Here is a 20,832-nt window from a genome sequence, read left to right as displayed (position 1 = left end):
ATAATTACCCCGTCAAACTTCCAATGATTTGTTCTAAACGCTCTTTAACACGGCTATTAGTCTCTACTTGTCTTTGCCATTGTTTATCCTTAGCTATGGCTAATAACTCTTCTGTACGCTCTAACTGTTCTTCGTGCTGTGGTAAGAATTGCTTACTGGTACAGAAGTGAGTGCAATCTAAGCATGCATTCGCATGTGGACAACCACCTGCTACTACTGGCAATCTACAATAACCATTTGGAAGCACTTGTGCATTTATATTTTTCTTGAACCATTGAAGCTCTACATCATCGACTTCATTATCTTCATCTAGATCAAGCACATCTCCATTATTGGTAACCAGTTTTTCCTGAAATTTAGTAAATTCATTTTTTAGAGTTTCATCAAAGATATGAGCGTATCTGCTTGTCATTTCTGGGCTTTCATGCCCCAAAAATTTCTGCACAATATGCTGGGGCATCCCGTTGTTAATCATTCTTGTTCCTACTGTATGGCGAAAGGCATGGGCATGGAATCTATAAATCTCACCTGATTTATCCACTATATTTTGCTCATAAGCTAATTTATTTAACTCACCTCTAAATGTTTCTTGTTTTAATGGCGATCCATCTTTTCTTGGAAAGAGGTATTCACTATCTGGAAATTCCTCTGAAACTTTATCTTCCCGAACTTTAATAAGTAAAGCTACCTCTTTAGATATTGGAACTATATGCTCCTTTTTCATTTTCCATTGATAATACTTTAAAAAGAAATCTCCATCTTTGTCCTCTAATAGACAGCCTTTTTTCAAGGTGCACAATTCACTTATCCTCATTCCACATTCTTGAACAATCATAGTCATCGTAGCTATATATTCGGGTAATTTATCAAGATGACTGTTCAATTGCTCTAGGACGAATTCATCTATAAAGCGTGGTTTTGCTCTTGGTATTTTCGGATAGTCCTCAGAATAAATTAATATTTTGGAAGGAACATCATCCCATTCTAGCCTAAGAAGGGTACTAAATAGTCCTTCCAATATAGAGATCCTCCCAGTTATTGTACTAGGTTTTATTCCCATCATGTTTAGTTCACTTAAATATGCTTCAATTTCCACTCTCGTTAATTGGTGTACTCTCTGAACTTGTTTAAATTTCATGTCCAGAAAATTAAAGAACTCTTTAAGTCTTTGGGCAATATCACTTACATAGGAAAAGCTATCCACGTTCAATCTCAACTTACAATATCTTTTTACAAGTTGTTTAAAATATGTATTCCGAAACCCTTTAAAGTTAATTGTATATTCATATTGTGTTGGGTTAACCTTATCATCTGGCAAAGGTAAGTTACGTCTATCCCAAACGTCTTTATCCCACTCCTCTCCATCAAAATAAAAGTTCTCATAAAACTCCATAAATTGTTTTAGATTAGTAACATAGTAGGAATTAGCTTTTACAGGTGTTTTTTCTTGATTAGCAGTAATCTTATAATTAGTAGTGGTAATTCTAACACCCCGTTTTGTCAAATAAGTTCTATACTCCGTCATTGCTTTTTCAATAGGAACTTCAGTAATTGAAGTAATGCTAGGATACTTTAAATCTAAGAAATCTAACATTTTATTAATTACTGTTCCTTTTCTAATCCAGACAGTTTTTGCATTCCATATTCCATTGTTTAAATGGTAAAAATAAAAATATTTCAATTCTGTTCTTAACCACAGATTTTTAACACGTTCAAAACGAACCCAACGATTCCTTAAAGCAGGATTCTTACTTAATTCTATGGCAGAAGGATGTGGACATTTTCTTATATCCCAACTATTATTAGCCCAAAACCCCTGCATTTCTTCATTCATTACAGCTATTTTTTTGCTAATCTCACTCTGACTAATAATTTTCCTTTTACTAGAAGCATTCATTTCTTATGCTCCTTTCTCTCGAGGTATTTATTAAACTCATTTTTCATATCCTGATCTGAAAGATGAACATAGGTATTTAACGTTGTCTGAACATGTGCGTGACCTAATCTCTTTTGAACGAACGCAACATCCCATCCTTCCCTAATTAGCTGCGTTGCGTGAGTGTGGCGAAGCATATGTGATGTAAATTCTATTCCAGTCCTTTTAACTATTCTTCTAACTAGATCAAGAACACTTTGGTACTTTAGTGGTTTCCCAAAATAGCCTTCTTTTAAGGAAATAAAAACATAATCATGCTCCAATTCCTCACTATACTCATATATCAAGTAATCTGTATAAAGTGACATAAGTTCTTTACTCACATGTATTGTTCTTTCCTTCCTTAATTTAATATAAGCTTCATTAACATTAACATCTCTAGGTGTTAAATGGATTTGATTGTCCCAAGTGACAATATCTTCAAGCCTAAGCGATAACACTTCACCGATTCTTAAACCACCCTCATACATAAGCATTAAAATTAATTTATCTCTTTTCGTATGACAAGCATCAATAATTTGCTTAACTTCCTTTGATCTCAATGTTCTTATCTGTTTCTTTTTAACCCTTAACTTTAAGACATTCTTTTGGTATCTACCCTTATTAACATGATGTAAAAATCCTTTGAAATTTCTTCCCTTTGCTTGTTTAAATACATCAATTGATTTAAATTCTCCTAATCTACTTAAATAATCAAGAAAACTCATAACTACATTTAAAATTGTATTCACTGTCGTTTCTTCTCTTATGGCTTTTTTTGACTGAAGATCAATTACATTTGATGCTGAAGGATATCTCAACCAACCTACGAAGTCTGCTAACAACTCAAAGTTAATATCATTAAGAATAACACCTCTCTGTTCCATGAACTCGTACAGCAACTTTAAATGATAGCAGTATGCCTTAATGGTATTAGGAGACTTACCAGTATTATCTAAGTATTTAATAAATTTCATTACTGGTTCTATTAGCTGGTATTCTTTATCTAGTAATAAATACAATGGATACGGCTTATTCTCCACTTCTATCCTTTGAACCTTCACATGTTCCCACCTCTTTAAATACTTTAACTACTACAAATTATAAACCTTGTTAATTTTTATTTAAAGTAAAATATCCCTTTAATATCTCCTCTTAAACTACTTTAACTACTATTATTTATTATACTATGGTTAACACATCACCAGATGGATGATTATGTACAACAATCATTGCATTTGAAGATTCTCTTATTGCTATATTAAATACCTCTCTTGGATGGATAATCGAACTATTGAGTGTACCTTTATATATCCACGATTGTTTAATAACAATATTTTTCGAATTAAGTAATAACACTACGAAATGTTCTTGCTCCAAATCTTTCATTTTAGACATCATTAATTCAGCTACATCGCCAGGGCTTGTAATTTTCACTTTATCAATCGTACTCGTTGCATTTAATCTTTCCCCTAACTCAAAAGCAGCTTTTAACGTGATTGCTTTATATAATCCTATACCTTTTATTCTTAACAAATCATTGATTGACAGTTTTTTTAATTCTCGAATTGAATGATGGTTCTTTATTAATTCATTCGCTATATCAATGCTTGAGAAACCTTTTCTTCCTGTGTTGATAAGAATAGCTAACAATTCAACATTCGAAAGACTTTGAGCACCAAAATTCATCAACCGTTCTCTAGGTTTTTCTGACACTGCCATTTCATTAATTTTCAATAAAAATCGCCTCCTAAAAATTGATTAATTTCTTGATAAAAAAGTGCATTAGTTACAAAGGAAAGAAATATAAAAGGGATAAGTGGAATATATTTAATATCTTTTTTAATAAACAATTTAAAAAGAATCACAACTAATCCGCCTATTATAAAAGTGAAGATAAACAAATAAAAAGAGAGTTTCAACGGTAAAAACAATGCAAGCATATTAAAGATAATAATATCGCCATATCCAATAAGTTTATACATAAATAGATATAATGTATGGGTTATAGTAAATACAATTAAAAAATTCCAAAAATAAATATGTGAAAACAAACATGTGATAATGATATAGATGCATACGAGTCTTAAATCGACTGTCATTGAATGCATATCGTAGAGAGACATTGTAAGTAAGAATAGAAAAGTGGTTAGAAAAAGTACAAAATGAATATTTGTATTTGTCATCGAATAAAGGAATATCGGAATAACAGACAGAACTTCACCTATAAAGTAGTAAATTTGTAATTTTTGTCGACAACAACGTGAACGACCATTTAACGTAATAAAACTGATAATCGGTAATAAATCATAAGGTTTAATTACTTCAGCACAGTAATCACATCTAGACCTTGTATAAAAGTATCTCAAACTGAGAAAACCTTTATGACTAAATTGATATAAAAAGCTGAAAATCACACTACATGAATATGCAAGTAGAACCATATATCATCCTCCTTAAATTTATTATAAGTATTTTCAACTCAATGTAAATAACTTGTATTTCTCTAAAATTCCGTTAACAAAATAGAGAAATTTCCTATTTAAAATCATTCAAGTTTTTGCACCTTAAACACAACGAAAGAGCAAAACAAGGAAGTATAACAACCTGTTTTGCTCTTTCAGTTACTTAATTGAATTTTGTTTTAGCTTTTACTTCACTGATAAAGTATAAACTTCCAGTAATGATTAAGCCTTCACCTTGATAATTTTCTATAAATTGAACGTAGTCATCTACAAGTTCTATATTTTCAAAATTAATTTCTTCAGCAATTTCTTCTTTAGTTAACGCTTTTGGAAAGTCAAAGTCGGCAATATAAAATCTTGATGCAATATCGCTTAGATTACTCATCATACTATTGATAGGCTTCCCTTTAATTGCAGAAAAAAGTACATCTATTTTATCTCGGCCATAATAATGCTTAATTGTGTCTATTAGTGCTTCTACACTTTCATTATTATGCGCACCATCAATAACCATAAGTGGATGTTCTTTAACTTGTTCAATACGACCTGTCCAATTTACAGATTCAATACCATCAATCATTTTATTAAAGTCAAGATCAATCATATGCGCTTCATTAAGTTCGATAAGTGCTGTAATAGCCAACGAAGCATTTTCTTTTTGATGTTCTCCAAGCATATTTAAAAGAATCGTCTCTAACTCATAATCCTTATATCGATAAGTAAATTCATCATCTTGTGAAATGATCGTTATTTCTCGATCTAGTTCAATAGGTTTCGCATTTTGCTCTAAAGCATAGTCCCTAACGTATTTTAAAGCATCATCATTTTTAACTGCATATATAATCGGTGTATTAGGCTTAATAATAGCTGCTTTATCTTTAGCTATATCTAAATAAGTTGTACCAAGAATATCAGTGTGATCAAGTCCAATGCTAGTTAAAATAGATAAAATAGGTTTAAATACATTCGTGGAATCGTGTTTAATTCCTAACCCTGCTTCAATAATAACGAAATCAACTGGATGAATCTCTCCAAAGTATAGGAACATCATCGTAGTAATAATTTCGAATTCCGTAGCGCCACCTAATTCAGTTTCAGTTTCTAAGGCTTCGCTTACAGGTTTGACGCGTTCAACAAGTTGAACAAGTTCGTCATTTGTAATTGGTGTTCCATTCAAGCTAATGCGCTCATTAAAACTTTCGATAAATGGTGAAGTAAAGGTACCTACTTCATAGCCATTTTCCACTAAAGCAGTTCTCAGATAAGCTACCGTAGACCCCTTACCATTCGTGCCACCAACATGAATACCTCTAATCTTATCTTGAGGATTATTAAATTGTTCTAACATCCATTCCATACGCTTGACACCAGGTTTAATACCAAATTTCGATCTTTCATGTATCCAATACAAGCTGTCTAGGTAATTCATGATCATACTCCTATGCTTTTAATTGTTCAATTCGTGATTTAACACCATCATATTTTTCTTGATAATGTTGTTGTTTTTCTTTCTCTTCATTTATAACTTTTTCCGGAGCTTTATTTACAAAGTTCTCATTTGAAAGTTTTTTATCTACTCTATCTAATTCACTTTGAAGTTTATCTAGTTCTTTCTCCAAACGTGCGATTTCTTTTTCCATATCAATTAGACCTTCAAGTGGTAGAACGACTTTACCAGCTACGACCACTGAAGTCATTGCCTTTTCAGGAATATCGATTTCTGTATCAATGATTAACTCACTAGGATTACAAAATTTGTGTAAATAACTCGCATTCTCTTTAAGTGTTTGTTTTACATTCTCATCCTTAGTTTGAATTAAAATTGGTATCGATTTAGAAAGTGGCGTATTCACTTCAACTCTTGATTGACGAACTGATTTGATGATTTCAACAAGTTGTTGCATTGTTTGTTTACTTTCGTCAAATATAAATTCTTGCTTAACAGTCGGCCAACTTGCATTGACAATTGTTTCACCTTCGTGAGGTAAACTTTGCCAAATTGTTTCAGTAACAAATGGCATAAATGGATGCAACATTTTCATAATTTTATCGAGTACATAACTCAATACTGAACGTGTTGTTTGTTTTTGAGTTTCATCATCACTATTCATTGGTATCTTACTCATTTCAATATACCAATCGCAGAATTCATCCCAAATAAAGTTATAAAGTGCACGTCCTACTTCGCCAAATTCATATTTGTCACTTAACTCTGTTACTGTTTTAATTGTTTCATTTAATCTTGTTAAAATCCACTTATCCGCTAAAGATAATTCACCTGATAAATCGATATCTTCTACTTTAAAGTCTTCGCCGATATTCATTAAGCTAAAACGCGCTGCATTCCATATTTTATTGATAAAGTTCCAAACAGATTCTACTTTTTCAGTTGAATAACGTAAATCATGACCTGGAGATGAACCGGTAGCTAAGAAATATCTTAAACTATCCGCACCATATTCATCAATTACATCCATAGGATCAACGCCATTCCCTAAAGACTTACTCATTTTACGTCCGTCTTCAGCTCTTACTAATCCATGAAGTAACACATCATTAAATGGTCTTCTATCTGTAAATTCTAATCCTTGGAATATCATTCTAGCTACCCAGAAGAAGATAATGTCATAACCAGTTACTAACGCATTCGTAGGATAATAACGTTTAAAGTCTTCTGAGTCCGTATCAGGCCAACCTAATGTAGAGAATGGCCATAATGCACTTGAAAACCACGTATCCAATACGTCTTCGTCTTGAACCCAATTTTCGATATCTTTTGGTGCTTCTTCACCAACATAAATTTCATTCGTTTCTTTATGATACCATGCTGGAATTTGGTGTCCCCACCATAACTGACGAGAAATCGTCCAGTCTCTGATTTCTTCCATCCAACGATTGAACGTATTTTCAAAGCGTCCTGGGAAGAAATCGATTCTATCATCAGTTTTTTGATTATCTAGTGCTCTTTGCGCTAATGGTTTCATTTTAACGAACCATTGTGTTGATAAATAAGGCTCTACAATCGCACCTGTTCTCTCTGAATGACCCACAGAATGAGTATGTTCCTCAATTTTAATCACTAAATTTTGTGCTTTTAAATCTTCAACAAGTTGTTTACGACAATCAAAACGATCCATGCCTTCATATTTTCCAGCTTTATCGTTCATTTTACCGTATTCATCCATCACGATAATATTTTCCAAATCGTGACGTTGACCAATTTCAAAGTCATTTGGATCATGTGCTGGAGTGACTTTCATTGCACCAGAACCGAATTCGATATCAACATATTCGTCTGCAAGAATAGGCAACTCTCTACCTACTATAGGTAGAATTACCTTTTTGCCAATAACGTCTTTATAACGTTCATCATTAGGATTGACGACAATGGCTGTATCTCCAAGCATTGTTTCCGGACGTGTTGTCGCAATTTCAATATACCCTTCGCCATCTGCAAATGGATATTTAAAATGATAAAATGCACCCTGAACGTCCTCATGGATAACTTCTATATCAGATAACGCTGTTCTTGCTTGAGGATCCCAGTTAATGATTCTTTCACCGCGATAGATAATACCTTTATTATATAAATCGACAAACACTTTTCGAACAGCCTTACTTAATCCTTCATCTAAAGTAAAACGCTCTCTACTATAATCTAAACCTAGACCAAGCTTAGCCCATTGTTGTCTAATAAATGACGCATATTCTTCTTTCCAATCCCATGCTTGCTCTAAGAACTTATCTCGTCCAAGGTCATGTCTAGAAATACCTTGTTCGTTTAATTTTGCTTCAACTTTAGCTTGTGTTGCAATCCCAGCATGATCCATACCAGGAAGATATAAAGTGTCATAACCTTGCATACGTTTCATACGTGTAATAATATCTTGTAACGTTGTATCCCATGCATGTCCTAAATGCAACTTCCCAGTTACATTGGGTGGTGGAATCACAATCGTATATGTATCTTTCGATTTATCTTCTGACGGTTTAAAATAACCATTTTTTACCCATTCTTCATAACGACCCGCTTCAACTTCTCTTGGATCGTATTTCGGTTTCATTTCCATAAAAAATCCTCCTAATAAATTAAAAACACCCACCCTATAAAAATAGGACGGATGTTCCGTGGTACCACCTATATTCAAGAAGAATTACATTCTCAATTTGTTACATGTAATGTCTTCAAGCACTTAAGTATTAGATTAACGCTCAAACACGCTTTCACCTACTATATATATGTTCAGTGAAAGTAATTAACGGGCTACCTTCAATTCAAACCACTTACATATTTCCACCAAATATATGCTCTCTATAAAATGATTAGAATTTACTCTTCCCTAACATTATATTCATTTACTCACTTATAGTATAATGGATATATCAATAAGTCAATGTATTGGAGGTAAAATTTATGAATGAGTGTGCCTTTAGTACAAAGGATGAAACATACTTAGAATATCACGATAAATTTTGGGGGCAACCATTATACGATAGTAAGGAATTGTTTAAACTGATTGCTTTAGAGTCACAACATGCAGGTTTATCATGGCTAACTATTTTAAAGAAAAAAGATGCATACGAAGAAGCTTTTTATAACTTTGATCCTGAAAAGGTTGCTCAAATGACGAGCAAAGATATCGACCGATTAATGGAATTTCCTAACATCGTTCATAACAGAAAGAAGCTAGAAGCAATTGTGAGTCAAGCTCAAGGTTATTTAAAAATCGAACAAGATTATAATAGTTTTAGTGATTTCTTGTGGTCATATGTAAACAATAAGCCTATTGATATGGGATATAAAAAACCAAGTGATCGAATAACTGTTGATGAACGTGCAACGAAACTTTCGAAAGATCTTAAGAAATACGGTTTTAAATTTTTAGGTCCAGTGACTGTCTTTTCTTTTTTAGAGGCTGCTGGCTTATACGATTCACATTTAGAAGGTTGTCCAGTCAAACCTTCACATGCATAAAATTAAAAAGAGGTCGGGACAAAAGCGTTTAGGATTTGAGCAGAACCGAACAATGAGCAAAATTGTTTCTCAAATTTTGTCGAATTGTGAGTGTTACTGCCGAAAATCCTGCTTTTGGGACACCGTTAATCGGTTTCCCAGAGTATAAACGATAAGGTTTCCCGCCTCTTTTACTTTTCATTATATCTTGCTCTGTATTTTAAGAAGTAACCAATTAATGGTGCGATAACAAATAGAATAAAGAAGATTCTAAATATATGATAGCTTGATATCATTGCAACGTCAGCACCTGTTGCCATAGCCACAAGTACGATTTGGCTCATACCACCTGGCGCTGCACCTAAGAATAATTCATTGATGGAATTATTGGTAAACACATGCACAATGACAACCATGATAAATGCAGATAGAATTAACATGATATTTTGAAATGCAATTGCTACAGCTATCCTGCCCTTTAAGTCATTCAGCAAATACGCAATTTGTATTCCGATGCGAATCATATACACAACTTGTGCAGACGCTAATAACCAATGATCTAATGTAAAAGTAAGATTTGTTGTCATGTTCCAAACTATAAGTACCAAGATCGGTGCAAGTAACTGTTTCGTAGGAAAATTAATTTTAGCCATTAAAATATAAACAATTGCAACTAATAATAGTAGAAGTGCAATTTGCCATATTTCTAACGCTTGCGTGAATGGCGCTACTTTCATGCTAGCTCCTTCAGAAGAACTACTAGAATCTCTGAAAAAGTAAGAAATCAGCGGTACTAAAATCACAACAAATATAATTCGTGAGGTTTGAGTTAAACTGACTACTAAAATATTTGCTCTTTTATCTTCTTCCGCCATAATCAACATTTGACTTAGCGCGCCTGGAATCACGCTTAAAATAGCTGTTTCTGTGTTAACTTGAGCGATCTTTTTAAAGAAGTAAGCAATGAATAACGCTAGGACTAGTAATAGTACCGTAATAATGATGATGGTTAACCAATCATTCCTAATATCACCTATGACTGTCTTCGTAAAGGTAGAACCAATTTGTATACCTAAAAATATCAAACCAGTTTGGCTTAACCAAAATGGCCATTTGATTTCTAACTTGAAAACTTTCACACATAAAATTGCTGCAATCATCGGACCAAACATGAACGGTAATAATATATGTGAAAATTTTAAAATTAAACTTAAAATAATGGCTAAAACTAAGACAATAAAGTTATTTCTTTGTATTTTATTCATCCTATCACGCCGCTTTCTTGAGTACAGAAGTTAAATAGAAATCGTTGAATCTTAAAATATATGATTCCTTGATTATTCCACTCAGACATTTACTGTCAATATGTTAAATGAGGCTGAGATAATCAATCATGTCTCAGCCTCACTAAATTGTTATCTTATATTAAATTAAATTTATCATACAATGCGACTTAAGGCATTATCAAATGCTTGAATCGTTTTTTCAATGTCCTCTTTAGTATGAGCCATTGATAGGAATGTTCCTTCAAATTGTGAAGGTGGTAAGAATACGCCCTCTTTTGCCATTTCTCTATACATATTACTGAATAGTTCTAAATCACTTTGATTAGCTTCATCAAAATTAGTTACTGGACCTTTATTTAAGAAATAACCAATCATTGAACCAGCTCTGTTAACTGTAATAGGCACATTATGCTTACCAAATACTTCTTTAAGACCTTTTTCTAAAATATCTCCTAATTCATTGAAATATTCGTACGACTCAGGTGTAAGTTGACTTAATGTCTCATAGCCACTCGTCATAGCTAATGGATTACCTGATAACGTACCTGCTTGGTAAATATTTCCAACAGGAGCGATTTGATCCATAATTTCTTTTTTACCGCCAAAGGCACCAACTGGTAAACCGCCACCGATGACTTTTCCTAAACAAGTTAAATCTGGTGTTACACCAAAGTAACCTTGAGCACAATTATAACCTACACGGAAACCTGTCATAACTTCATCAAAGATGAGTAATGCACCATATTCATTTGTAATATCACGTAAACCTTGTAAAAATCCTTCGACAGGAGGTACAACGCCCATATTCCCAGCAACAGGCTCAACAATCACACCTGCAATGTCGTCGCCATACTTTTCAAATGCGAGTTTAAGAGAATTTAAATCATTGTAAGGTACAGTGATAGTATTTTTAGCAATACCTTCTGGTACACCTGGAGAGTCCGGCAAGCCTAATGTTGCTACACCAGAACCAGCTTTAATTAGTAGCGAGTCACTATGCCCATGGTAGCAACCTTCAAATTTAATAATTTTGTTGCGACCAGTATAACCTCTTGCAAGACGCAATGTATCTAATGTAGCTTCAGTACCTGATGACACCATTCTAACCTTTTCTATTGATGGAACACGGTCAATGACAAGTTCTGCAAGTTTATTTTCTTGTAAAGTTGAAGCACCGAAACTTGTACCATTATCTACTGCTTCATGAAGTTTTTCTATAACTTGTTTATTTTTATGTCCTAAAATGAGAGGTCCCCAACTTAGAACATAGTCTATATACTCATTGCCATCGATGTCATATATTTTGGAACCTTCAGCATGATCCATAAAAATTGCAGGCGTATCAACTGATTTAAATGCTCTTACAGGACTATTCACCCCACCAGGCATAAGTTGTTCCGCTTTTTCCATTGCTTTAATAGATTTTTCATAACCCATAATTAAGTGCCTCCTTAGTAGCGTATTATTATTTATCTAAATAACGACAAATATCTTTTGCAAAATACGTAATGATTAAGTCAGCGCCTGCACGCTTCATAGAAACCATTTGTTCCATTACGATTTTTTCTTCGTCAATCCAACCGTTAAGTGCAGCAGCTTTAGTCATACTATATTCACCACTGACATTATAAGCTACTACAGGTACATTAGTATTGTTCTTAACATCTCTCACAATATCTAAGTAGCTTAATGCAGGTTTAACAATCATCATATCGCAACCTTCTTTAAGGTCACTTTCTAATTCTCTTAAAGCCTCTAGACGATTGGCAGGATCCATTTGATATGTTTTTCTATCTCCAAAAGATGGTGCTGAATCTGCAGCGTCTCGGAAAGGACCGAAGAAACTAGATGCATATTTAATACCGTAACTCATGATTGGAATATTTTCATAACCTGCTTGGTCTAAACCTTCTCTGATTTCAGCAACAAAGCCGTCCATCATATTACTTGGAGCAATAATATCTGCTCCTGCTTCTACTTGAGAAATTGCAGTTTTCACTAATAAAGGTAATGATTTGTCATTATCTACATCATGTGTATGATCATCTATCACACCACAGTGACCATGATCTGTATATTCACAAAGACATGTATCAGCAACAATTAATAAATCATTATACATTTTTTTAGCAATTCGAGTTGCCTCTTGAACAACGCCGTTATGATCATATGCGCCAGAACCTACATCATCTTTTTCATTCGGAACACCAAAGAACATAATTGCTCTTATGCCTAGGTCATAAGCTTCTTTAATTTCTTCATGTAATAAATTTAAACTAATTTGATATACACCTGGAAGAGATTGAATCTCGCTTTTAACATCATCTTTTTCAACCACAAAGATTGGATAAATTAAATCTTCTTTTCTCACATGTGTTTCTCTTACCAAATCACGCATTGTTTGTGAAGAACGTAATCTTCTATGTCTATCAAATTTCATTATTGTCCCTACTTTCTAAAATTTTATCTATTAATGATTCTGAAGTTTGTTGATCAGCAATCCGCACATTTTGATGATATTCTTTCAGCGTATCAGCCGTCTGTTTTCCTATCGCATAATAATGATTAAATTCTGGAATATTATTATCACTAAAATAAAATCTAACAGCCGATGAACTAGAAAAAGTAATAGCATCAATGTGTTTTTCTTTTACTAATTGTTTTACTTCCTCAATATGTTGTTGATGCGCTACAGGTCGATACAAATCTATCTTAGTAACATCATTATATTTGTTCAATTGATTTGCTAATTTAGGCCGTGCGTACTGACTTGATGGAAGTAATATTTTTTGGTCCTTATTTTGAAATTCTGCTAAAAATCCTTCTTGTGAAAAATCTTGTGGAAGAAAGTCAACATGAATATTTAAATCTTGGCAGTATTGAGCAGTTTTAGCTCCAATAACTGCTACCTTTTTAACTTTAACGCTTTTTAAATATGCATAAAAGTATTTAACTGCATTTTTTGACGAAAAAATAAGCCAGTCATAGCTATGATTGAGCAAATGTTCATTAAAAGAAAGTTCTTGAATTTGTATCAATGGTTTGTGAATAATATTCACTAAATCACTTTGAACTTTACTTGTTTGCGTCATAACTATCACTGGTTTCATCATTTTAGTGCCACCTCTAAGGTATGGTTATATTATTAATTTTCTTCATTTAACTTTCTAATGATTTCATAAGCACCTTGTTCTTTTAAAACACGACTTACTTCTTGTCCTAACTCAACAGGATTGTGACCTCTAGCGGTATGTTCATAACGCTCTTTTCCGTCAGGTGTCATAATTAATCCCGTAAATTCAATTTGACTATTACCGTCAATCGTTGCATAACCTCCGATAGGAACTTGGCAACTACCATCCATCTCAGATAGGAAAGTACGTTCAGCTGTCACGCATTGTGCAACTTCGTGATTATGAACTTTTTTAAGTAGATCAAGAAGTTCTTCATCATCACTTCTACATTCTATACCTAATGCGCCTTGTCCGATTGCTGGTAAGAGAATATCTTTATCTAAATAAGTGGTAACGATATCATCTGACCAGCCCATACGTCTTAAGCCAGCTGCCGCTAAAATAATAGCGTCATAGTCTTCTGTTTCTAATTTATTTAAGCGAGTATCAATGTTTCCACGAATCCATTTAATTTCTAAATGTGGATACTTGGAAAGAATTTGTGCACCACGACGTAATGAGCTTGTGCCCACAATACTACCTTCAGGTAATTCACTTAAAGGTGTATGATTCTTCGAAATGTATGCGTCAAATGGTACTTCTCTATCCGGTATACATCCTAACGTAAGCCCTTCAGGGATAATGCTTGGTACATCTTTTAATGAATGGATAGCCATATCGATATCTTTATTAAATAATTCGTTTTGAATTTCTTTAACAAAAAGTCCTTTGCCCCCAACTTTAGATAATTGTTTATCAACTATTTTATCACCTTTGGTAACAATCTCTTTAATCTCAATATCTAAATCAGGTTCAATTTCCTTTAATTCATCTATAAACTGTTGACTCTGTGTTAAAGCTAATTTACTTCTACGTGATCCAACAACGAGTTTACGCATATGTTGAATGCCTCCTAGGTACTAGTATCTTCTTAAAATGATTGAAATAGATGACAGACTGTAGATAACTCTTTTAAACACATAACTTAAATCTCAATACTCTTTTATTTTAACAAAAGATTATTAACAGTCTGTTTTGTTTATTTTGCTTCGTCCTTAAGTGCTTAAATTTATTTTTAAGTAAAGTGGGCTGTAAAGAACAGATTAATCATACAAAGACAAAATAAAATGATATTAAAATACACTAAATTTCTTTGAGTAATCCATTTTTTGATACGTAAAAAAATGTAAACGCCATATAAGAATGTAATGACTGAAGAAAGTATGACTTTAGGATCTATAAATATTTTATTACCTACTGCGAAAACGCCCCATTGCGCGCCTAATATAATACTTAAAATGAGTACAATAAAACCTGTTAGAGTTGAATAAAAAATAATTGACTCTAAAGTACCCACACTACCGATTCTAAAATAATTTTGATCAAAGTTTTTCTCTTTTAAGTTTCTATATTGAATAATATATAATAATGCATTCACAAATGCTACGGCAAAGAAAGCGTAACTTAATACAGCTAATCCAATATGCACAAGCAACAATTCATTAATAACTGCTACTTGTTGGATTTGGGTTTGATAATTTTTCGGCTGGAACGTATTCATTGCCATAAGTATTAATCCTATAAGATTCAAGAAAAATACAGAAAAATTAAGTACTTTAATTAAATTCAATACTAGAGAAATCGTTATAATAATCCACGTCAACGTGAAAAAGACATCAAATATAGAATTTAAAGGGACCTTCTCTGTTTGAATGATAAAAACAGATAAAGAGATTGTTTGTAATATCCAAACAATCCCTAGTGAATAAACGCCTAAAGTCCTAACTTTATAACTTTTTCTTATAAAGTCCACAAAGTAGCATACTATGCTCAATATATAAATAATTAATATAAATTCATGAAATCTAATAAACAGGGTTTCTTGCATATTATCACCATATTAATATGCTTATTCAAAACTAAAAATTCGACGAGCAGAAATTTCCTTTGCTTTACTTTCTTTTTCTAGCTTAGCCTTCTCTCTAGGATCTTCGGCTTCAATGTCAAAAATGTTTTGAAATAGCTCTAATTTTTCAGTACTTTTCTTATCACTGCTTAATTCTTTAGCCTGTTTGATTGGATCTTTCAACATTTGGTTAATAATACTTTTTGTATGTTTTGAAATAACCTTTCTTTCTCTTTCTGAAAGATTCGGCAACTTGTGATCGATACTTTCCATCGTTTCAGATTGTATATTCATCGCTTTTTCTCGTAAAGCACGAATAACAGGGACAACACCTAACATATTGACCCATTCATTGTGGGAATCAATTTCATCAGGGATTTGTTGTGCAATTGCTTCGGCTGCAAGTTGACGTTCTCTTAAGTTTGCATCGACTAAACCTTTTAAATCGTCAACATCATAATTGAAGATATTCGTAATCGCATCAATTCCTGGTTCGATATCACGAGGAACCGCAATATCAATCATGACTAATGAATCGCCTTTTCTACGATCAGAAATTTGATCAATCATGTGATTGGTAATGATATAGTCTTGAGAACTTGTAGAACTAATCACAATATCAGTTTGCTCTAATAATGATGGCAAAGCATCTAAAGAATCGTAAGAGACATTGTGCTTATTAGCTAACACTTCAGCTTTAGCTACTGTGCGATTGACGATAGTGATATTTGAAATTCCAGAACCTAACAGATTTAAGAGTGATAATTCGCTCATTTCCCCTGCACCAATAATGACAGCATGTTTGCTTTTCAATTTTCCGAATACCTTTTTAGCTAATTCAACGGCAGCATAAGAAACACTGACAGCATTATCTGCAATATCAGTTTCACTATGTGCGCGTTTAGCAAAAGTAATCGCCTGTTTGAATAAATGATTAAATATTGTTCCAGTAGTACCTGTTTCTTGTGCTAAGAAAAATGCATCACGCATTTGACCTAAAATTTGAGTTTCTCCAAGTACTATTGAATCAAGGCCAGAAATCACACGCAATAAATGTTCTACTGCGTCGTCCCCCACTTTGACTTCTGACATTTCTTTAATATCATCTACTTCAAATCCAAAAGAACGTGCTAAGAAACGTTGAATATAGTAACGTCCTGTATGAATTTGGTCAACTACGGCGTATACTTCAGTACGATTACATGTAGATAATATGACGTTTTCTAAAATGGATTTCGTTTCATATAAATCTTCATGGGCTAATCGCAAGGCATCATCTCTAAAAGCAACTTGCTCTCTTAGTGCTACATCAGCAGTACGATGATTTATGCTAATTGCAATAAAATGCATTTATAACGCCCTCCATATACTAACAATAAAACAAGTATAACACATTTATTTACACAATTAAGTTGAATGCTCAAATAAATTAGAAATATTCTAATGTAACTTCAAAATTTTGTCAAAATAGTAACAAATCATTCAATCAAATTTACAAGATTTTATATTTCTGTGATTTTAATTATTTATACATAAGAATAGTTATAAATAAGAAGCAATGATATCCCAAACTTGCTGTTGATTACTATTTTTAATAGAAGAATAGCTGATTATCTCATCTTCCGGTTCAAGATCTAATTTTTCTTTAATATTTTTAATGTGTTTTTGAACTTTACCTTTAGCAATTTTATCCTCTTTGGTACAAATCACTAATGTAGGAATATCAAAATGTTTCAAATAATTATACATGAGTACATCATCTTCAGTTGGATTATGTCGTAGATCGACCAGTTGAATAACAAGTTGTAGATTTTCTCGTTGTGTTAAATACTCTTCAATCATTTTACCAAACTTTTCTCTTTGAACTTTACTCACCTTTGCATAACCATATCCAGGTACATCGACAAAGATAAGCTGTTCATCTATATTAAAGAAATTGAGCGTTTGCGTTTTCCCCGGTTGTTGGGAAGTACGAGCCATATTCTTACGTCCTATCATACTATTAATGAAAGTCGATTTACCCACATTAGAACGTCCGCTTAATGCAACTTCGGCCATCTCTGTTTCAGGGTATTGAGATTTTTGCACAGCACTGATGATTAATTCGATATTATTAGGATTGATATTCATATTTTATCCTCTCTTTATCACTTAAATTTAACTTAACTCTAACATTATAAATGATTTTATGTCGATAAGATATGTTTGAAATCATATTACGGTGTGATTTACATAAAAAAACTGAGCCACAACTTATGTGGCTCAGTATGTTTCATCAATATGAATTATGCTGAAGTTTTACTTTCGTTAACAAGATTACCTTCAGAATCGTATAGTTCAGGTTCAATTTCTTCATTAATTGTTTGTTCAGTAATAACAACTTTGCTTACATTTTCAGTTGAAGGAACATCATACATGATATCGATAAGTGCTTCTTCAATAATTGAACGAAAGCCACGTGCACCTGTTTTACGTTCGATTGCTTTCTCACTAATTGCTGATAATGCTTCATCAGTAAATTCTAATTCAACATTATCTAATTCTAGCATCTTAGTATATTGCTTAACTAACGCATTTTTCGGTTGCGTTAAGATATTTTTAAGTGCTGCAATATCTAATGTTTCAAGGTTAGCAACAATTGGTACACGTCCAATAAATTCAGGAATTAAACCATATGATTGTAAATCTTCTGGTCGAATTTGTTCTAATAAAGCTTCTTCATCATATTTATCAGCTTCATTACTAGCAAATCCAATTACTTTCTCTCCTAAACGACGTTTGATTACTTCATCAATTCCGTCAAAGGCACCACCCAAGATGAATAAAATATTCGTAGTATCAATCTGGATTAACTCTTGGTTTGGATGTTTACGTCCACCTTGTGGAGGAACGCTTGCAGTTGTACCTTCTAAAATTTTAAGTAAGGCTTGTTGAACACCTTCACCAGACACATCACGTGTAATAGAAGTATTCTCAGATTTACGAGCTATTTTATCAATTTCATCGACATATATAATACCTTTTTCAGCTTTATCTATATCAAAGTCAGCAGCTTGGATTAAACGTAATAGAATATTTTCAACGTCGTCGCCTACATAGCCTGCTTCAGTAAGACTTGTAGCATCTGCAATCGCAAATGGTACATTAAGCGTCTTAGCTAATGTTTGCGCTAATAATGTTTTACCGCTACCTGTAGGACCAATTAATGCGATATTACTTTTTTGTAACTCTACATCATCTTCGCTAGGGCCTAATTGTTGAATACGTTTATAGTGGTTATAAACTGCAACAGCCAATGATTTTTTTGCTTTTTCTTGGCCAATGACATATTCATTTAAATGATCCATAATTTCTTTAGGAGTTGGTAATTCAGTAAATCCTTCTGACGTATTTTGAGCTAATTCTTCTTCAACGATTTCTGAGCAAAGCTCAATACACTCGTTACAAATATATACGCCACTTCCTGCGACTAATTTTTTAACTTGATCTTGGTCTTTACCGCAGAAAGAACATTTTAAGTTTTCTTCATCTTCATTGAATTTGAACATTCTTTTTTACACCCCTATTCCTTAAAGACTATACTAGATTGCATTCTACAATGCAACTTTGTGCATTTACAATTTATCTGCTTAAATAGTTATAGCAGATACACATTACATGTATCTGCTACCTTTTTCACTTAGTCATTAAATATGAACAATCTTTGATTAATTATACTTTATTGACGATATCGTCAAAGTAACTTCACCTAATAATTAGTCTTCTTTTGTTGATTCAACATATTTAGCGTTATCTCTTAATAAATCGATAACTTTTTGAATACGTACATCATTTTTCACGATATCTGTATTACCTAAAGTTGATTTAATATCTTCAACTGAGATATTAAATTGTTCACTCATTTTTTCTAGTTCTTTATCGATATCTTCGTCAGAAACTTCAACATTTTCAGCATCTGCAATAGCTGTAAGCGTTAAGTTTGTTTTAACACGTTGTTCAGCATCATCTTTCATTTGCTCTCTTAATTGTTCTTCGTTTTGACCAGAGATTTGATAATACGTTTGTAAGTCTAAACCTTGTTGTTGAATTCTTTGACCGAATTCTTGAATCATACGGTCTAATTCAGTGTTAACCATAGCTTCTGGGATATCAATTGTTGTGTTGTCAGTAGCTTTGTTGATTGCTTCTTCTTTTTCAGTATTTTCAGCTTCTGTAGCTTTTTGTTCAGATAAACGTTTACGTAAGTTTTCTTTATATTCATCTACAGTTTCAGCATTTGAATCTAATTCATTTGCTACTTCATCAGTAAGCTCAGGCACTTCTTTATATTTGATTTCATTTACTTTTGTTTTGAAAGTAGCTTCTTTACCTGCTAATTCTTCAGCATGATATTCTTCTGGGAAAGTTACAACAACGTCTTTTTCTTCTCCAGTTTTCATACCTTCTAATTGCTCTTCGAATCCTGGGATGAATGAACCTGAACCAACTTCTAGGTCATAGCCTTCAGCTTGACCGCCTTCAAATTCTTCACCATCAACTGAACCACTAAAGTCAATGTTTACTGTGTTGCCATTTTCAACAGCGCCATCTTCTTTAACAACCATTTCAGCTAAGTGGCCTAAACTGTGATCGATAGATTCTTGTAATTCTTCATCAGTAAGTTCAGTGTCTTGTTTTTCAATTTCAAGACCTTTATATTCACCTAATTCAACTTCTGGTTCAACTGTAACTGTAGCATCGAAGATAAAGTCTTTACCTTTTTCGATTTGAGTAACACTTACTTCAGGTTGTGCTACTGGATTAATACCAGTTTCATCAATAGCTTCTCCATAAGCTTCAGGTAATAAGATATCTACTGCATCTTGGTATAATGCTTCTACACCAAAACGTTGTTCAAAGATTGGACGAGGCACTTTACCTTTACGGAAACCAGGCACATTAATTTGTTTAACTACTTTTTTAAATGCTTGATCTAATGCTTTGTCTACTTTTTCTGCAGGAACAGTAACTGTTAATACGCCTTCGTTACCTTCCTTTTTTTCCCAAGTTGCTGTCATGTATAAATACCTCCATGATTGACTAATTTATTTTTTTCAACTTCCCTATTATATCATAGGTTTAAATCGTAAACAA

The 20,832-nt window shown here is 32.9% G+C and carries 16 protein-coding genes, 1 pseudogene and 1 other annotated feature; of the genes and pseudogenes, 1 reads left to right on the top strand and 16 read right to left on the bottom strand.

Going from position 1 to position 20,832, the window contains the following annotated elements; all coding sequences use genetic code 11:
* Positions 1–4: 4 nt before the first annotated feature.
* The 6 genes and pseudogenes from JMUB898_RS06125 to JMUB898_RS06100 all read right to left on the bottom strand — a co-directional run bounded on the left by JMUB898_RS06125 (position 5) and on the right by JMUB898_RS06100 (position 8,450).
* On the bottom strand, positions 5–1,897 hold the full coding sequence (locus JMUB898_RS06125; RefSeq protein WP_001557544.1) for a site-specific integrase: 1,893 nt from the start codon (positions 1,895–1,897) through the stop codon (positions 5–7).
* Entirely contained in the window at positions 1,894–2,979 is a 1,086-nt protein-coding gene (locus JMUB898_RS06120) for a tyrosine-type recombinase/integrase (RefSeq protein WP_000868132.1), read from the bottom strand. Before JMUB898_RS06120 ends, JMUB898_RS06125 begins: the two co-directional genes overlap by 4 nt.
* Positions 2,980–3,112: 133 nt before the next feature.
* Positions 3,113–3,652: pseudogene (gene radC, locus JMUB898_RS06115) on the bottom strand (RadC family protein); the annotation flags it as partial.
* The gene (locus tag JMUB898_RS06110; RefSeq protein WP_002443285.1) at positions 3,649–4,359 is read right to left on the bottom strand and encodes a prepilin peptidase; all 711 of its coding nucleotides are present in this window, start codon (positions 4,357–4,359) and stop codon (positions 3,649–3,651) included. The gene JMUB898_RS06110 and the pseudogene radC, both read right to left, overlap by 4 nt.
* A 184-nt stretch (positions 4,360–4,543) precedes the next feature.
* Positions 4,544–5,809 carry a bifunctional folylpolyglutamate synthase/dihydrofolate synthase gene (locus JMUB898_RS06105; protein WP_037541497.1) on the bottom strand — a complete coding sequence of 422 codons (1,266 nt, stop codon included), beginning with the start codon at positions 5,807–5,809 and terminating at the stop codon, positions 4,544–4,546.
* 10 nt (positions 5,810–5,819) lie between these two features.
* On the bottom strand, positions 5,820–8,450 hold the full coding sequence (locus JMUB898_RS06100) for a valine--tRNA ligase (protein WP_037541499.1): 2,631 nt from the start codon (positions 8,448–8,450) through the stop codon (positions 5,820–5,822).
* Between the two features lie 40 nt (positions 8,451–8,490).
* Positions 8,491–8,736: a binding site (T-box leader), on the bottom strand.
* A 58-nt stretch (positions 8,737–8,794) separates the two neighbouring features.
* Between JMUB898_RS06100 and JMUB898_RS06095 the strand changes: the two genes are divergently transcribed.
* Positions 8,795–9,355: a DNA-3-methyladenine glycosylase I gene (locus JMUB898_RS06095; protein WP_002443292.1), complete on the top strand. Its 561-nt coding sequence runs from the start codon at positions 8,795–8,797 to the stop codon at positions 9,353–9,355.
* Between the two features lie 170 nt (positions 9,356–9,525).
* Here the strand turns inward: JMUB898_RS06095 and JMUB898_RS06090 are convergent, their stop codons facing one another.
* The 10 genes from JMUB898_RS06090 to tig all read right to left on the bottom strand — a co-directional run bounded on the left by JMUB898_RS06090 (position 9,526) and on the right by tig (position 20,756).
* Positions 9,526–10,599: an AbrB family transcriptional regulator gene (locus tag JMUB898_RS06090; RefSeq protein WP_002443295.1), complete on the bottom strand. Its 1,074-nt coding sequence runs from the start codon at positions 10,597–10,599 to the stop codon at positions 9,526–9,528.
* A 174-nt stretch (positions 10,600–10,773) separates the two neighbouring features.
* Positions 10,774–12,057, bottom strand: a complete 1,284-nt coding sequence (gene hemL, locus JMUB898_RS06085; protein ID WP_002443297.1) for a glutamate-1-semialdehyde 2,1-aminomutase — start codon at positions 12,055–12,057, stop codon at positions 10,774–10,776.
* 28 nt (positions 12,058–12,085) lie between these two features.
* Positions 12,086–13,060, bottom strand: a complete 975-nt coding sequence (hemB, locus tag JMUB898_RS06080) for a porphobilinogen synthase (RefSeq protein WP_002443299.1) — start codon at positions 13,058–13,060, stop codon at positions 12,086–12,088.
* A complete protein-coding gene (locus tag JMUB898_RS06075) occupies positions 13,050–13,730 on the bottom strand; it encodes a uroporphyrinogen-III synthase (protein ID WP_037541563.1) in 681 nt (226 codons plus the stop codon). Before JMUB898_RS06075 ends, hemB begins: the two co-directional genes overlap by 11 nt.
* 35 nt (positions 13,731–13,765) lie before the next feature.
* Positions 13,766–14,692 carry a hydroxymethylbilane synthase gene (gene hemC, locus JMUB898_RS06070; RefSeq protein WP_002443303.1) on the bottom strand — a complete coding sequence of 309 codons (927 nt, stop codon included), beginning with the start codon at positions 14,690–14,692 and terminating at the stop codon, positions 13,766–13,768.
* A gap of 176 nt (positions 14,693–14,868) precedes the next feature.
* Positions 14,869–15,681: a cytochrome C assembly family protein gene (locus tag JMUB898_RS06065; protein ID WP_002443305.1), complete on the bottom strand. Its 813-nt coding sequence runs from the start codon at positions 15,679–15,681 to the stop codon at positions 14,869–14,871.
* Between the two features lie 21 nt (positions 15,682–15,702).
* Entirely contained in the window at positions 15,703–17,049 is a 1,347-nt protein-coding gene (gene hemA / locus JMUB898_RS06060; RefSeq protein ID WP_002443307.1) for a glutamyl-tRNA reductase, read from the bottom strand.
* 192 nt (positions 17,050–17,241) lie between these two features.
* Entirely contained in the window at positions 17,242–17,829 is a 588-nt protein-coding gene (yihA, locus tag JMUB898_RS06055) for a ribosome biogenesis GTP-binding protein YihA/YsxC (RefSeq protein WP_002443309.1), read from the bottom strand.
* 155 nt (positions 17,830–17,984) lie between these two features.
* The gene (gene clpX, locus JMUB898_RS06050) at positions 17,985–19,247 is read right to left on the bottom strand and encodes an ATP-dependent Clp protease ATP-binding subunit ClpX (protein ID WP_126514787.1); all 1,263 of its coding nucleotides are present in this window, start codon (positions 19,245–19,247) and stop codon (positions 17,985–17,987) included.
* A 207-nt stretch (positions 19,248–19,454) separates the two neighbouring features.
* Positions 19,455–20,756 (bottom strand): trigger factor, encoded by a 1,302-nt coding sequence (gene tig / locus JMUB898_RS06045; RefSeq protein WP_002443312.1) that lies wholly within the window; start codon positions 20,754–20,756, stop codon positions 19,455–19,457.
* Positions 20,757–20,832: the final 76 nt, after the last annotated feature.

The sequence above is a fragment of the Staphylococcus caprae genome (genome assembly GCF_003966625.1).
Taxonomy (GTDB): Bacteria; Bacillota; Bacilli; order Staphylococcales; family Staphylococcaceae; genus Staphylococcus; species Staphylococcus caprae.
Note: the sequence above shows the minus strand (reverse complement) of the source record. Positions and strands in the feature narration are given on the sequence as shown.